Origin of the sequence: Gracilibacillus timonensis, assembly GCF_900086715.1 — a bacterium.
In the GTDB taxonomy this organism is placed as follows: domain Bacteria; phylum Bacillota; class Bacilli; order Bacillales; family Amphibacillaceae; genus Gracilibacillus; species Gracilibacillus timonensis.
In genome coordinates this window covers 49,513-64,141 of sequence record NZ_FLKH01000008.1, presented here as the reverse complement: position 1 = coordinate 64,141, position 14,629 = coordinate 49,513, and the positions used below count along the sequence as shown (strand labels likewise).

15 protein-coding genes are annotated in these 14,629 nt (G+C 34.2%); 12 read left to right on the top strand and 3 right to left on the bottom strand.

The genetic code is table 11. The features are described 5' to 3' along the window. The first annotated feature begins 14 nt into the window (after positions 1-14). From BN6556_RS01425 to BN6556_RS01395, 7 genes are all read left to right on the top strand, one after another. Positions 15-1,061: a flavin-containing monooxygenase gene (locus tag BN6556_RS01425; protein WP_042533120.1), complete on the top strand. Its 1,047-nt coding sequence runs from the start codon at positions 15-17 to the stop codon at positions 1,059-1,061. 56 nt (positions 1,062-1,117) lie between these two features. Beyond that, on the top strand, positions 1,118-2,464 hold the full coding sequence (locus BN6556_RS01420) for an NAD(P)-binding domain-containing protein (protein ID WP_235817428.1): 1,347 nt from the start codon (positions 1,118-1,120) through the stop codon (positions 2,462-2,464). A gap of 58 nt (positions 2,465-2,522) precedes the next feature. Further along, positions 2,523-2,720: a hypothetical protein gene (locus tag BN6556_RS01415; RefSeq protein WP_042533122.1), complete on the top strand. Its 198-nt coding sequence runs from the start codon at positions 2,523-2,525 to the stop codon at positions 2,718-2,720. A gap of 88 nt (positions 2,721-2,808) precedes the next feature. After that, a complete protein-coding gene (locus BN6556_RS01410; RefSeq protein WP_042533123.1) occupies positions 2,809-3,153 on the top strand; it encodes an ArsR/SmtB family transcription factor in 345 nt (114 codons plus the stop codon). Positions 3,154-3,169: 16 nt separating this feature from the next. Then, positions 3,170-4,468 carry an arsenic transporter gene (locus tag BN6556_RS01405; RefSeq protein WP_042533125.1) on the top strand — a complete coding sequence of 433 codons (1,299 nt, stop codon included), beginning with the start codon at positions 3,170-3,172 and terminating at the stop codon, positions 4,466-4,468. Positions 4,469-4,482: 14 nt separating this feature from the next. Beyond that, entirely contained in the window at positions 4,483-4,902 is a 420-nt protein-coding gene (gene arsC / locus BN6556_RS01400; protein WP_066186216.1) for an arsenate reductase (thioredoxin), read from the top strand. 528 nt (positions 4,903-5,430) lie between these two features. After that, positions 5,431-5,670: a hypothetical protein gene (locus tag BN6556_RS01395; RefSeq protein ID WP_042533132.1), complete on the top strand. Its 240-nt coding sequence runs from the start codon at positions 5,431-5,433 to the stop codon at positions 5,668-5,670. Between the two features lie 69 nt (positions 5,671-5,739). Here BN6556_RS01395 and BN6556_RS01390 read toward each other — a convergent pair whose 3' ends face one another. The 3 genes from BN6556_RS01390 to BN6556_RS01380 all read right to left on the bottom strand — a co-directional run bounded on the left by BN6556_RS01390 (position 5,740) and on the right by BN6556_RS01380 (position 8,214). Then, complete coding sequence (locus tag BN6556_RS01390; protein ID WP_042533134.1) at positions 5,740-6,651, bottom strand: C40 family peptidase; 912 nt, start codon at positions 6,649-6,651, stop codon at positions 5,740-5,742. 311 nt (positions 6,652-6,962) lie between these two features. Further along, the gene (locus tag BN6556_RS01385) at positions 6,963-7,310 is read right to left on the bottom strand and encodes an AbrB/MazE/SpoVT family DNA-binding domain-containing protein (protein WP_042533136.1); all 348 of its coding nucleotides are present in this window, start codon (positions 7,308-7,310) and stop codon (positions 6,963-6,965) included. Between the two features lie 298 nt (positions 7,311-7,608). After that, positions 7,609-8,214, bottom strand: coding sequence for a YdhK family protein (locus tag BN6556_RS01380; protein WP_042533140.1), 606 nt, complete (start codon positions 8,212-8,214; stop codon positions 7,609-7,611). Between the two features lie 232 nt (positions 8,215-8,446). Here BN6556_RS01380 and BN6556_RS01375 point away from each other — a divergent pair, with 232 nt between their 5' ends. From BN6556_RS01375 to BN6556_RS01355, 5 genes are all read left to right on the top strand, one after another. After that, positions 8,447-8,716 (top strand): SHOCT domain-containing protein, encoded by a 270-nt coding sequence (locus BN6556_RS01375; RefSeq protein ID WP_052485020.1) that lies wholly within the window; start codon positions 8,447-8,449, stop codon positions 8,714-8,716. 177 nt (positions 8,717-8,893) lie between these two features. Continuing rightward, positions 8,894-9,625, top strand: coding sequence for a cytochrome c biogenesis CcdA family protein (locus BN6556_RS01370; protein ID WP_042533142.1), 732 nt, complete (start codon positions 8,894-8,896; stop codon positions 9,623-9,625). Positions 9,626-9,634: 9 nt separating this feature from the next. Continuing rightward, the gene (locus BN6556_RS01365) at positions 9,635-11,023 is read left to right on the top strand and encodes a sensor histidine kinase (protein WP_042533144.1); all 1,389 of its coding nucleotides are present in this window, start codon (positions 9,635-9,637) and stop codon (positions 11,021-11,023) included. Then, positions 11,016-11,690 (top strand): response regulator transcription factor, encoded by a 675-nt coding sequence (locus BN6556_RS01360; protein ID WP_066186214.1) that lies wholly within the window; start codon positions 11,016-11,018, stop codon positions 11,688-11,690. Before BN6556_RS01365 ends, BN6556_RS01360 begins: the two co-directional genes overlap by 8 nt. A gap of 100 nt (positions 11,691-11,790) precedes the next feature. Continuing rightward, complete coding sequence (locus tag BN6556_RS01355; protein ID WP_042533148.1) at positions 11,791-13,920, top strand: copper-translocating P-type ATPase; 2,130 nt, start codon at positions 11,791-11,793, stop codon at positions 13,918-13,920. The last annotated feature ends 709 nt before the right edge of the window (positions 13,921-14,629 follow it).

Sequence of the window (14,629 nt, the reverse complement as noted above, 5' to 3'; positions counted from 1 at the left end):
AAAGGAGGAACAAAATGATTTATGACTCTATCATCATTGGTGGAGGACAGGCTGGCCTTGCGTCGGGGTATTACTTAACAAAATACGGATTGAATTATTTAATACTTGAGGCAAATACGCAAGCAACTGGTTCATGGTCTTATTATTATGATAGTTTAAAGCTCTTTTCTCCTGCACGTTTATCTTCTTTACCAGGCATGAGAATGAAAAATGACAAGCGAGGTTATCCAACCAAAAAAGATGTTATAAGTTACTTGAACACCTACACCAAACGTTTTAAATTGCCCATCTTAACTAATCAACGGGTTTATGAGGTCAGTCGTAACCAAAAAGGATTTTCTATTGAAACTTCTGACGGAAAATCCTATAAAGCAAAAACGATTATTAATGCTACCGGTTCTTTTCATAATCCTTATTTACCACAAATGAATGGCATGAATACTTTTCGTGGCAATTATCTTCATTCTTCTTCCTATCAAAAGCCTGATCAGTATATTGGTCAAAGAGTAATCGTTGTTGGAAGTGGAAACTCAGCTGTTCAGATTGCTATGGAATTATCAGAAGTGAGTAACACTACACTTGCAGTTCGTAAGTCTGTGCAGTTAGTAAAACAAAAAATATTAGGAATAGATTTACACTATTGGGTGAAGGCAATCGGCTTTGATAAGTTTCCTTTCTGGAGGTTCGGAAAAGCAGTTCCAATTCCTAGCTCAACAGTTGATTTGGCTGGATACAAAGAAAAGTTAGAAGTTGGTAACCCTAATCAAAAAAAGATGTTCGAACGTTTCTATTCTGATGGTGTTGTCTGGTCAGAAGGCAACCAAGAGCCTGTAGACACTGTGATTTTCGCTACAGGATATCGTTCTGATTTTGGATATCTAAAGACAATAGAAAAATTTGATGTGGAGGGAAGACCACTACAGAAAGCTGGTATCAGTCAAAATACTCCCGGACTTTATTATGTTGGACTTGAAGGGCAACGATCTTTTTCTTCTGCGACATTAAGAGGGGGAGGCTCTGATAGTAAGTTCGTAATAAAGCATATAAAACAGAATTTATAAAGAAGATAGGATAACAATGGAGAAATAATTAGTGAAAATTTAGGAGGATGATGAACGTGAAACCTATAGAAATTAAAACAAATTGTTGTCAACCGCAAGAAGAACTACAACAAGTAAGCAATCATCAATATAACAAACATTTACCTATTGCAGTCATTGGTGCTGGACCAGTAGGTCTTGCCGCGACAGCCCATTTAGTTAGTTACGACCAACCTTTTATTTTATTAGAATCCGGCTCTAAAGTGGGAGAGAATATTTTAACATGGGGGCATGTCCAAGTCTTTTCACCTTGGAAATATAATATTGATAAGACGGCATTGAAGCTTCTTAAAAAACAAGATTGGAATGTACCGAATCAAAATGAATTACCTACTGGTAAAGAGTTAGTTGACCAATACTTAAAACCGTTATCGAATACACCAGAAATCAAAAATTCTTTGTTTATGAATACTAAGGTTATTTCCATTAGCCGCAAAAATACAGATAAAATGAAAACAGCTAATCGAGATCAACAACCTTTTGTGATTTATGCAGAACAAGGTAACGAACTGGTACAATTTGAAGCAAGAGCAGTCATAGATGCGACCGGAACTTGGGGAAACCCTAATCCTGCAAATTCAAATGGAATATGGTTAAAAGAAGAGAAAGATATAAAAAATCAAATTTTCTATGGCATTCCAGATATTCTTGGTAAAGATAAGGACCGTTATCTAAACAAACGTGTTGCTGTTGTCGGAAGTGGTCATTCTGCTATTAATTCGTTATTGGAATTAGCAAAATTAAAAGAAGAACATCCTGCAACGGAAATTATATGGATTTTAAGGAAAAACAGCGTAAAAGATGCATTTGGAGGAGAAGAACTGGATGCACTTGAGGCAAGAGGAGCATTAGGAAGTCATATACACAATTTAGTAGATGCAAATACATTTGAAGTAATTACTCCTTTTAGAATTCAACGTATACATGAAAAAGAAGGCAAAATAGAGCTTATAGGAGAATCGAAAGGAGAGTTAACAACGATTTCAGATATAGATGAGATGGTTGTTAATACTGGCAATCGTCCAGACTTCTCCAATTCAAGTGAGCTGAGAACCCGTATTGATACAGCAACAGAAAGTGTTAAAGACCTTGCACCTTTAATTGATCCAAATATACACAGTTGCGGAACAGTACGCCCGCATGGAGAAAAAGAATTGCGACAACCTGAAAAGGATTTTTATATCGTGGGAGCAAAAAGTTATGGTCGGGCACCAACATTCCTAATGGCAACTGGACATGAACAGGTTCGATCCATTGTAGCTTATTTATCGGGGGATTATGAAGCCTCTGAGAAAGTCGAACTGGAATTACCTGAAACTGGTGTATGTAGTACGAATTTAAATGCTGCCAATTCGTGTTGCTGAAATAAAAAACAAAGGGAAAGTATCATTTACTTTCCCTCCCTTTTTGGAGGTGGTCTGAATGATTATTAATAAAGGCGGAGATTTAAGCAAAGAATACTTTATGGCATATTTTTCTTTGCTTATGAACAGCAGACAATGTACTTTAGAGAAGGCAAAGGAAATCACGTTTGATCGTCTATTTCGCAATGATGAAAATACGTTTGGAAACATTTCTTTTCAACATTTTATGGAAGCCTATGAGGAATTAAAAGAATAGGAAATAAGATTGCACTAAATTTTTTATTTGAATATATAAGTGTATAGTTATATACTTATATTATTATTTCATAAAAAGGGGGATTTAAATGCTGCAAACTACAATTGAATTGGAGAAAGCTGCTGGTATTTTAAAATTACTTGGCGATAAAACAAGGCTGACTATGCTGAAATTAATTAATGAACAAACTTGTTGTGTTTGTGAGTTCGTTGAAATATTTCAGTCCAGTCAACCATCCATTAGCCAACATTTACGCAAACTGAAAGATTTGGGGTTAGTGAAGGAAGAAAGAAAAGGACAATGGATATTTTATACGGTTAATAGTAAGAGTGAGTATTATTCATTTATCAAACCGATTTTGAATCAATTACCCGATCAAGATGATAAATTAAAAGAACTGGAAGAGAAAGGCACACGAATTTCTTGTTGTTAGGTTTGGAGGTCTTATTTTGTCAGCAACACTTATACTCGCCATTATAATATTTGTTTTAACCCTAGTCCTAGTCATTTGGCAGCCAAAGAATTTAAATATTGGATGGTCTGCCATGGGAGGAGCTATTATTGCTTTACTCGTAGGAGTAGTGGGATTTAGTGATGTACTTGAAGTTATTGGCATCACTTGGAATGCAACATTATCATTTGTCGCCATTATTCTTATTTCATTAGTATTAGATGAAATTGGATTATTTGAATGGGCAGCATTACATATGGCACGGATAGCAAAAGGGCATGGAATAAAGATGTTTGTATATATTAGCATTTTGGGTGCAATTGTCGCAGCTTTATTTGCGAATGATGGTGCAGCACTCATTCTAACACCGATTGTACTTGCGATGGTACGTCATTTGAATTTCAAAGAAAAAATGATTTTTCCATTTATCATGGCAAGTGGGTTTATCGCTGATACGACATCTTTACCGTTTATTGTTAGTAATTTAGTTAACATCGTTTCAGCCGATTTCTTTGGTATCGGTTTTGTCGAATATGCTTCTAGAATGATTATTCCAAATTTATTCTCTTTAATCGCAACGATTTCGGTATTATTAATTTATTTTAGAAAAAACATACCTAGAGATTATGATGTATCAAAATTAAGAACACCAAATGAGGCGATCAGGGACTTAAAAATGTTTCGCCTATCATGGCTTATACTTGGTATATTAGTAATTGGGTACTTTACGAGTGAATTTGTTAATGTACCTGTTTCTATTATTGCTGGGGTCATTGCGATTTTCTTTATTTTGATGGCAAGACGCAGTACCGCTGTTAATACAAAAGAAGTAATTAAAGGGGCACCATGGAATATTGTATTCTTCTCCATTGGAATGTACGTGGTGGTCTATGGATTAGGGAATGCAGGGCTTACATCGGCACTTGCAAGTATGATTCAAACCGTAGCTGACCAAGGTTTATTTGTTGGAACGGTTGCCATGGGATTTATTGCAGCATTCCTATCCTCCATTATGAATAACATGCCTACCGTAATGATTAATGCATTAGCCATTGCGGAAACAAATACATCTGGTGTGTTACGTGAAGCACTTATTTATGCGAATGTAGTTGGATCAGATTTAGGTCCCAAAATCACACCGATTGGTTCTCTGGCAACATTAGTATGGCTGTATGTATTATCACAAAAAGGCGTTAAGATTTCATGGGGAACTTATTTTAAAACAGGTATTATTTTAACCCTTCCTATCTTATTGATTACATTAGTAGGACTATATTTAACACTGATTCTATTTTAACAAGGAGAATGATTATGTCTAAAAAAACAATTTATTTCTTATGCACTGGAAACTCTTGCAGAAGCCAAATGGCTGAAGGCTGGGCGAAAAAATATCTTGGAGATGCTTGGGAAGTGAAAAGTGCAGGTATTGAGGCACATGGTTTAAATCCCAATGCAGTAAAGGCAATGCAAGAGGTCAATATTGATATTTCGAACCAAACATCTGATATTATCGACCCGGAAATCTTAAACAATGCGGACTTTGTAGTCACTTTATGCGGAGACGCTGCGGATAAATGTCCAATGACACCGCCACAAGTGAAACGTGACCATTGGGGTTTTGATGATCCAGCCAAAGCTCAAGGGAATGAAGAAGAAAAATGGATTGTATTTCAACGGGTTCGTGATGAAATAGGGAAAAGAATCAAACGTTTTGCTGAAACAGGAGAATAGTATATGTATATGTTTATTTCATATTGAAAGGTGAAAACTAGATGATTGTAGAATAAAGAGGAATCGTTTCATAAAAAATATATGTTATCTAGTGAACTTGCCTATTATGTAAAAGATAATGCTTTGCCCTTAATTGATCAAGAATATGCTTTTTCTGAGTTAATCAACCCTGTATAAAGAGAACCAAATAAAGGCCTGGGTAACAGTGAGATATTTAGATTAGACAATAAAGGCAGTGCAATTTTCACAGTATGAATTGACCTTGGAGAAAGATAGGAACTGGTTGATTATAGAGTGAAAATAATCATTTTTTATTATTCTTCGTTATAACTAGATAAAAAAGATGATTCTAATAATAGGAAACCCACATGGATTCATTGTTTTTTATTTATAGGTCTGCCTTATGCAGTTAAACGAATACTTGTTTTAAATTCCTTTTTTATGCTGACTTTCCGTTTTAAGGCACGATATAATTAAATAAAATTATGTGTATGTGCTAGGAAATAGGTTAATTGAAGGAGGAATTAGATGGTTAAAGATAATGAAAAAGGCCGCTTATTAACACATGAATTGAATCGGAAATTGTATTTTGCGGAAATGGAAGAAAAATTGGTTAAGGTCACTTACTGTTTGATGGCAGATGACCTGTATACGGTAGATCATGCTATTCCTGAATTAATAAAAATAATTAACTTATTAGAACAAGAGCAGAGAGCTATCATGAATAGTATTATTTGTATAGAGAAGCAAATAAAAATAGAAAATTGACAAAAGTGTGAGAGTATTATAAAAGCCATCAAATTATGATGGCTCATTTTTTGTTTCAATCGTTTTTTATTATCTATAAGATTTTGCACCAATATAGTGACTTTGCCAGTAATCAATGCTAATATCTGCTACGACAACCCCATTATCTCCGGAATGAATCATTTGATTGTTTCCAATATAGATACCGCTATGGGACGCACCTTGTACGTCATAAGTACCTTCAAAGAATACAACATCCCCCACACTAGGAGAGTTAACACGTACACCAGTATTTACCCAATTATCACGGTGTGTACGAGCAACATCAATGCCTACTTGATTAAATACATATTGAATAAAACCGCTACTATCTAATCCGGAAGCAGTAGTTCCACCCCATACATAAGGTGTTCCGAGAACACTCTCTGCTGCAGCAACAATATTATCATGACTAGGGGAAATAGCTGCCGATTCGCTTGATTCACTAGATACATTTGTGTTAGTTAATTCATTGGAATTTCCAGTCTCTTCAAGGGCAAGTTCCTCATCATTAGTCTCAGATATGGTGTCTTGAGGTAAAGAAGGTGTATCAGCAGGTAATGCTAATGCATTCTTTGTATTTGACCCAATAATACCATCTACTTGCAAACCTTGATCCGCTTGGAAATCTCTCACTGCTTGTGCAGTAATATCACCAAAAACCCCATCTACTTGATAAGAATAGTAACCAAGTGATTGTAGAGTATTTTGTACATGTTCTACCTCAGATCCTACACTGCCTTGTTGGAGTATAGATGTGTTTACAATTTCAGTTGTAGTTGGTGGTTGCTGCTCTACTTGAAAATTGGATAAGTTGCTTTCTTCAATAGAAATATCGCCTTTAGAAGAGCCTTCGCCAGCGCTTGCAAACACACTATCTCCTAAAAATGGAGTTAATGCTATAGAAGTAGCAAGTGCACTTGAAAGTACATATTTTTTCACTCTAAGATTGGGTGTTGCCATAAGTGTTCCTCCTTTTAATGTTAGAAATTCTAGTTATTTTGTAGTTAAGTTTGAAATTCTATGTAATAGATTTTTCGCTCTTAAATAGATTTTAGCATGTGCATATCACAATAGAAATCATAAAAAAATTACATAAAGATTACAAAATGTGATCATATGTTACAGTATTGTATAAAGATTATAACAATAATCGACAGTATTTTATTTTTATGAAGCCTCTTTCGTGTACCTCGTAAAGTTCTAAAAAATTGATAGAAGAAGGAAACGTTTTGAAAACAACTGTCTTTAGCTTGACGATTGAATTGCCTATCTCATGATTGTTTTCTCAACAAAACGATTTGCTTCTCTCTATTAAGGTATAGGCTAAAAATGTCGCCTATTTCCAAATTGAGAAATTTAATAAATTCTTTTGGTACTCTAAATGAGCCTCTTTCATTTAATATCATTATATTTTCTATTGAATTTCCACTAAATTTTTGCACTATTAATTCATTAGATTTATGTTTTGAACTAATTATCACCTCATCTCCAGGGCTTAAGTTTAAAATATCTCTAATGGGTTTTGGAATAGTAACAGAATAACTACTGGTTATCATACAATGTAATCCAGTTGGATTTATTTGGGGATTTTTTTCATTTATAGGACATGAATCGTACATAAATTTAACACTCCATTTGAATATATTTTTTTAATAGTAATGGGAAGTTATGCAGATTCTTTGCAGAATAAAAAATTATAGAAATAATTTTCTTGTCAAATATCAAATCCTTTTATCGTATTCAATAAAAGAAGACAAAAAATTACAGAAGATATCTTTTATAGAAGATTTCTTCTGTAATTTGCTTATAACCCTTCAAAAGGAGGGGACATCTTCCTTCTCTTGAATATATTTTTAAATGGGATTGTATTGTTTACAAAAAGGTGAGTTAGAAATTATATGCTAGTTAATTCTAATTTCATTCTACTGAGGATAATTCACTTTCTGTTACCCATTTGTGGTTTGTGACTTCTTCTCCATTTGTAGTTAAAACAAAATCTACCATATATACCGTGGTTTCTTCTGCTGAATCAATTTCAGCTGTTGCCCCATTCATGCCTTCCATATGATCAGCATTTATAATAGCTTCATCACCAGATTCTAACGGTGTTTCACTAGGGTCTTCTAATTCTTCATGAATGACCCACTTATGATTGGTTATTTTCTCACCACCTGTTGTGGGTATATAAGAAACTGTATAAACTGTGGTATCGTAGGCTCCTACTATTGTTGCCTCAGCACCTTTCATACCTTCCATGTGATCCGATTCAATTATAGCTTGACTGCCAACTTCATAAGTTGGATTGTTTGCTTCCTTTAAACCTTCGGGTACATCTCCAGAGCCAGACATATGCATTTCGGAATGGTCCATGCCTTCCATATCGTCCTGTGTACTTTCCTCGGAGTTTTGTTCCGTGTTATTTTCATTATTTGTATCTTCCGTTTCCGTTTCTCCCGCACATGCGGATAGTACGGAGATTGTAAATAAAGATACTAACCCTATTATAATTTTTTTAATTGCCATTTAATGTTGCTCCTTTCATTATTTTGAATTCATTGTTACAGTACCCTATTATTTTGCAGTTTATGTGCAGATTGTCTAAAGTTCTAAAGATTATTTAATATTTATCTGATATAAAGTAAAGATTCAGCTTTGTAAAACAGGGGAATTCATTTTTCTTGGCAGGCCTGCATATTTTCTTGATAAATAAAAGCTATAATAAATGATAATAGACCAAATGAGAAGGTGATGTAAATTGCATATGATGAATGGGTATGGATCATTTTGGACAGTGATTCTAATGATTATTTTCTGGATAGGATTAATTAGTTTTGGTATTTTTTTAATAGCAAGTTTTATTAAAGGAGATAAAAAGAGAACACCATTACAAATAATTAAAGAACGCTTAGCTAAAGGTGAAATTAACGAGTTGGAATATGAACGACTAAAATCAATAATAAAGGAAAAAAAGAGTAATGATTTGAAAGTGAACAGTAGTATAAGTGAAGGTGATGTAGATAGTTAGCTTTACCATCCTAACAAATATACTTTTTCTTAAACATGTCTTTGCAACGGTATATTATCAAGATAGCCTCATTCTCATTTTTTCGGAGCGACACATATATCAAGAAGTTAAAGAAAAAATCATTTAATTATTACCAAGGTCAAGTGATAAAATTATTATATAGTGAGTTGAATATATATGTTTGAACTATTTAACCAGATAAGTAACACATTAATGGAACCAATAATAGATCTCGCTAATGGTTTAGAACATTTACCATTATTATTTGCCTTTTTTCTTGGGGTGATTGGAGCTCTTGCACCTTGTCAGCTTACAAGTAACCTCAGTGCAATTACGATTTATGGTAATAAATCATTAGTTGATAAAGTTCCATGGTTGCATGTATTGTTATTTGTCTTAGGGAAGGTCGTAGTTTATTCTATACTAGGGATTATTGTTTGGTTGTTAGGTAGAGAGGTATATAGCACGCTTTCACAAATTCTACCCATTATACGTAAAGCAATAGGTCCAATGCTAATTATAGTAGGGTTATTTATGATTGGGATATTTCAATGGAAGAAAACATGGCGTATTTTTCATTTTCCCACAAAGGTACTTAAAGATAGTTATTTAGGCAGCTTTTTAATGGGAGTAAGTTTTACATTAGCTTTTTGCCCAACCATGTTTGTGCTCTTTCTTTTAACATTAATGCCAATTGTATTGATAACTTCGTATGGTGCAGTCCTTCCAGCTGTGTTTGGAATTGGCACTTCTCTTCCGCTATTGATTGTTATATTTTTAATTTGGTATTTTGGTGCAAGTGGTGCCATATTAAAAAGAAGTAGAAAAATAGGAGCTGTCACCCAAAAGATTGCTGGTTTGTTACTTTTAATTCTTGGTGTGTTGGATACACTTACTTATTGGTTATAGAGGTGTAGTATGTTTAATAAATTATCTTTTAAAATTGGATTACTGTTTTTTGTATTTATTCTGGTTATTGAATCTTTTTTGTTTTTTATTTTATATACGAACCTAGTAAATGATCGTATTGATGAAGTTATGAATAGTCTGCTGGCACGCGGGAACACACATCGTGACGTTTTAGAAGATCATTTCGATCAACCTACATTAGAACATGTCGGTATTATGGAATCAGCGTCTGAATTTATCGTTATCATTACAAATGAGAAAGGTGAGATTATTATTTCATCTGACCCTGTAAAACAAGAAATGATTAATGTGGTAGAACATACTAATGATGAAGAAATACCTACAGAAGGTAAAATAGTTGAAGATAGGTGGAGTGAAGGAAATTATATCGTGACAGATAGTCCGATTACAATAAGCGGGGAACATAAGGGGCATGTGTTTATGTTTGCCGATACAAGTTATGTAAAAAGAACAGTTGATCAGCTTAGCAATCAGTTTTTGATAATTAGCTTTATCACTGTGTTGTTAACAATTATGACTATATTTATTTTGTCTCGATTTATTACACAACCGTTAATTAAAATGAAAGAAGAGACAGAACAATTAAGTAAGGGAAGACACAATATAGCACTACATACAAAAAGGAAAGATGAATTAGGTGAATTAGCTAATTCCATCACCAAGCTATCACAGGAGTTGAAAGAACTAAAACAGGCTAGAAATGAGTTCCTGGCCAGTGTGTCACATGAGCTGCGGACGCCATTAACATATATCAAAGGATATGCAGATATCATTAATCGTCAAGGTACGTCTGAAGAACAAGTTAAAGAATATGTTGAAATAATTCGAGAAGAAACAGAGCAATTAACGGTATTAATTAAGAACTTATTTGAATTAGCTAAAATAGATCAAAATAATTTTCGGATTAGACGCGAACGAGTGAATTTATGTGAGCTTATTCAAAGAATAATTGAACGTATTCGACCAGCGTTAGCTGAGAAAAAAATATTACTTCATGTGAATTGCCTTGATGAAATAAAAGCTTATATTGATCCAGAACGTTTTCAACAAGTGTTAATAAATATCCTAGATAATGCGAAAAAGCATTCTAAGGAAGGTTCAAAAATCTTAATAGAGGTAAAGCAGACTGATCAGTATATCATTATTACAACTACAGATGATGGAGAAGGAATTCCTGCACAAGATCTTCCATATATATTTGACCGGTTATACCGTGTGGAAAAATCACGTTCAAGACAAAGTGGAGGAACTGGGCTAGGTCTAGCTATTTCAAAAGAAATTATTGAATCCCATGGTGGTAGTATTGAAGCAAAAAGCGAAATAGGACTGGGCACAAGTATCATTATCAAGTTGGCAAGGGGGAAAAGAAATGAATAAAGTTCTTATCGTTGATGATGAGAAGCGAATGTTAGATTTAATTGCGTTGTATTTACAACCTCATAAATATGTTTGTAAAGAAGCATTAGGTGCTACTGAAGCATTGTCCTATATAAATCAAGAAACATTTGACATTGTTTTACTAGATATTATGATGCCTGAGATGGATGGATGGGAATTATGCCAAGAAATTAGAGGCATTTCTGATGTACCAATTATAATGTTAACTGCCCATGACCAACATGAGGATATTGTAAAAGGATTGCGGTTAGGTGCAGACGATTATATCACAAAGCCATTTAACGAAGAAGAATTATTGGCTAGGATGTCAGCTATATTACGTAGAAGAGAACCAAAGAGTTATATTGAGGTGAATGGTTTAATTTGGAATAGGGATCAGTTTGAATTATCCTATAAAACTAACCCAATCAAGGTAACGCCTAAAGAATTTATTATGATTGGACACTTTATGAAGAATCCGAATCAAGTATTTGCTAGGGAACATTTGATTGATTTGATTTGGGGGTTTGATTCTGAAACAGGGGGAAGAACAGTTGATTCACACGTGCGGAATATGAGAGAGAAAATCCGTCAAACAGGATTTCCAATAGATGACTATTTTAAAACTGTGTGGGGTGTAGGATATAAGTGGGTTAATAACCCTTGACAGGGGAATTTGTATGATGTCTTAGTAATAAGAAAATTACCTATTGCACACTATATAGAAAATGATCTTAACATAATTATTCACTAGGAGGATTGATAGCATGGCAAATCACGATAGTAAGAAGAATAACCAAAGCCATAGTGAACACGATGGGCACAAGCACCATAATCACGAACATCATAACCACGAGCATCATGATCATGAACACCATAGCCATGATCACCGTGAGCATCATAATCATAATGGTCATGACCATTCGGGACACGGACATGGAGGAGGACATGCCGGTCATCATGAGCATATGATAGATGATTTTAAAAAGCGTTTCTGGGTATCTTTAGTGTTAGCGATACCGATTACTTATCTGTCACCGATGATCCAAATGTTATTCAACTATGAAGTAAACTTTACGGGTAACACGATAGTACTTTTCTTACTTTCTACCATAGTGTTTTTCTATGGTGGAAAACCGTTTTTACTTGGTGCATGGGATGAAATAAAAACAAAAACACCAGGGATGATGTTGTTAATTTCACTTGCCATTGTAACAGCCTATATTTATAGCACCTTAACAGCCTTCTTGATTGATGGCAGTGACTTTTATTTTGAGGTAGCTACGTTAATTGTCATTATGTTGTTAGGTCACTGGGTAGAAATGAGGTCCATAATGGGTGCTTCAAAAGCACTCGAAGAATTAATTAAACTAATGCCAAAAGAGGCACATAAAATTGACGCGTCCGGAAATATTGTAGAAGTGTCTGTTGAAGAATTACACCCTGGAGATGAGATTCTAGTTAAATCAGGAGAAAAAATACCCATTGATGGGGAAATTTTTGAAGGAGAATCTACCGTCGACGAATCTATGTTAACAGGTGAATCCGTTCCTGTGGAAAAAGGACCTGGAATGAAAGCAATAGGTGGGGCCGTTAATGGTGAAGGTGTATTAAAAATTAAGGTAAATAAAATTGGAAATGACACGTATTTATCTCAAGTTATTCAATTAGTAAGCGAGGCGGAAAATACCAAATCAAAAGCACAGGGGTTTGCTAATATTGCAGCAAAATGGCTATTTTATGTGGCGGTGGTTGCTGGAATCATCACGATTGCTTACTGGAGTACGACAGGGGATTTTGAATTTGCGCTAGAAAGAATGGTTACCGTTCTGATTATAGCTTGCCCGCATGCACTTGGTCTGGCTATGCCTTTAGTTACTTCAAGATCAACGTCTATTGCTGCTAAGAATGGTTTGTTGATTCGTAATCGTACCCCATTTGAAAATGCTCGAAAGCTAGATCGGGTTGTATTCGATAAGACAGGCACCCTTACTGAGGGAAACTTCGGGGTTACTGATATTCATCCAAGTAACAATGTAAGTAAAGATGAATTAGTGAAGTTAGCTTATTCAGTTGAGACCCAATCCGATCATCCAATTGCAAAAGGAATTGTGAAGGAAGGAAAAAATCGTAATTTAGAGCTATATGAGGTAACGAATTATAGAAATTTAACTGGTAAAGGATTAACTGCTGATGTGAAAGGAACTGAAATCGCAGTCATTAGCCCTGGAGCGATGAAAGCGAATAATATAGATTTCGATGAAGAAACGTATGAAAAGCTAGCCCAACAAGGGAAAACAGTTGTTTTTGTATTAAGAGACAATGTATTGCAAGGAATGATTGCTTTAGCGGATATCATTCGTGAATCCTCTTATGAAGTTATCAAGCAATTAAAAGATAGTGGCATTGAAACAGTTATGATGACAGGTGATAATAATCGTGTTGCAAATTATGTAGGTGAAAAACTTGGACTATCAAAAGTTATTTCAGAGGTTCTACCACATGATAAATCGGATAATGTGAAAAAACTGAAGGAAGGTGGCAAAAAGGTTGCCATGATTGGTGACGGAATCAATGATGCGCCTGCCTTAGCTGAAGCTGATTTGGGTATTGCGATTGGTGCTGGTACAGACGTTGCAATTGAGACAGCGGATGTTGTTTTAGTAAATAGTGATCCTGTTGATATCTTAAATATTTTGAAGTTATCGAAAGCTAGTTATAGAAAAATGATACAAAACTTAGGATGGGCAGCAGGTTACAACGTGATAGCCATCCCACTAGCAGCAGGTGTATTATATAATGTCGGTATCGTTATTACACCAGCTATTGGTGCTGCTGTCATGTCATTAAGTACAATTATTTGTGCAATTAATGCCCAATTGTTGAAGATTGATTAAAATTTAGTATGAAAATGAAATATAGGTTAAGTGTTAATAGTATAATGCTATTATTATACTCGGAAAAAGCTCAATCTGTAAAGAAAAACTTTAGATGTAAAGGTTCAAAAGTTTCATTGTAAAATTTGAAAGAAGTTGTTTAAGATTAAGGTTATGAATTTAGTGTCTAAATATAAAAATGAAAAAGCTGGTTTTCCGTTAGGTGAAAATCAGTTTTTTCTAGTTGAAAGATTAAAGTAATGTGAGAAAAAGCTGACTTGGGTAAAGGTGACCGCTGCAATAGCTGATTTCGTTTTAATGGATAATGTAAATGAGTAAAATACAATCGACGAATCACTTCTGATCCACAAAGTATATTAACGCCTTTATGGAAAAAGGTTGATTGTTAATAACTTTTAACGTTCTAGTTGATTTCCGGAATAGATAAAGAAATGTACATCTATGTTTTGCATAATATTTGTAGTCCCCATATATGATTAAAGATTTATCATTAAGGTGAAGGGTTTAAAACTGTAAATGATTCTCCATTTAGATATTTTATGATTATATTTAATTATGTAATTCATCAAACATTAACTTTTTCTTGATAAATTCTCGATAGTTTTAAAATATAGTTACGTCATAAGGATAATGAATCATTAACATAAATTGGTATCAAGTATCTAATGAAAGGAGAAAAGTTAACATCTATAATCGTAATTTAAGTGAT

Excerpts from the sequence above, each read along its gene's own strand:
- BN6556_RS01425 (WP_042533120.1), top strand. The coding sequence starts at position 15 with ATGATTTATGACTCTATCATCATTGGTGGAGGACAGGCTGGCCTTGCG.
- BN6556_RS01415 (WP_042533122.1), top strand. The coding sequence starts at position 2,523 with ATGATTATTAATAAAGGCGGAGATTTAAGCAAAGAATACTTTATGGCA.
- BN6556_RS01410 (WP_042533123.1), top strand. The coding sequence starts at position 2,809 with ATGCTGCAAACTACAATTGAATTGGAGAAAGCTGCTGGTATTTTAAAA.
- arsC (WP_066186216.1), top strand. The coding sequence starts at position 4,483 with ATGTCTAAAAAAACAATTTATTTCTTATGCACTGGAAACTCTTGCAGA.
- BN6556_RS01395 (WP_042533132.1), top strand. The coding sequence starts at position 5,431 with ATGGTTAAAGATAATGAAAAAGGCCGCTTATTAACACATGAATTGAAT.
- BN6556_RS01390 (WP_042533134.1), bottom strand. The coding sequence starts at position 6,651 with ATGGCAACACCCAATCTTAGAGTGAAAAAATATGTACTTTCAAGTGCA.
- BN6556_RS01385 (WP_042533136.1), bottom strand. The coding sequence starts at position 7,310 with ATGTACGATTCATGTCCTATAAATGAAAAAAATCCCCAAATAAATCCA.
- BN6556_RS01380 (WP_042533140.1), bottom strand. The coding sequence starts at position 8,214 with ATGGCAATTAAAAAAATTATAATAGGGTTAGTATCTTTATTTACAATC.
- BN6556_RS01370 (WP_042533142.1), top strand. The coding sequence starts at position 8,894 with ATGTTTGAACTATTTAACCAGATAAGTAACACATTAATGGAACCAATA.
- BN6556_RS01365 (WP_042533144.1), top strand. The coding sequence starts at position 9,635 with ATGTTTAATAAATTATCTTTTAAAATTGGATTACTGTTTTTTGTATTT.
- BN6556_RS01360 (WP_066186214.1), top strand. The coding sequence starts at position 11,016 with ATGAATAAAGTTCTTATCGTTGATGATGAGAAGCGAATGTTAGATTTA.
- BN6556_RS01355 (WP_042533148.1), top strand. The coding sequence starts at position 11,791 with ATGGCAAATCACGATAGTAAGAAGAATAACCAAAGCCATAGTGAACAC.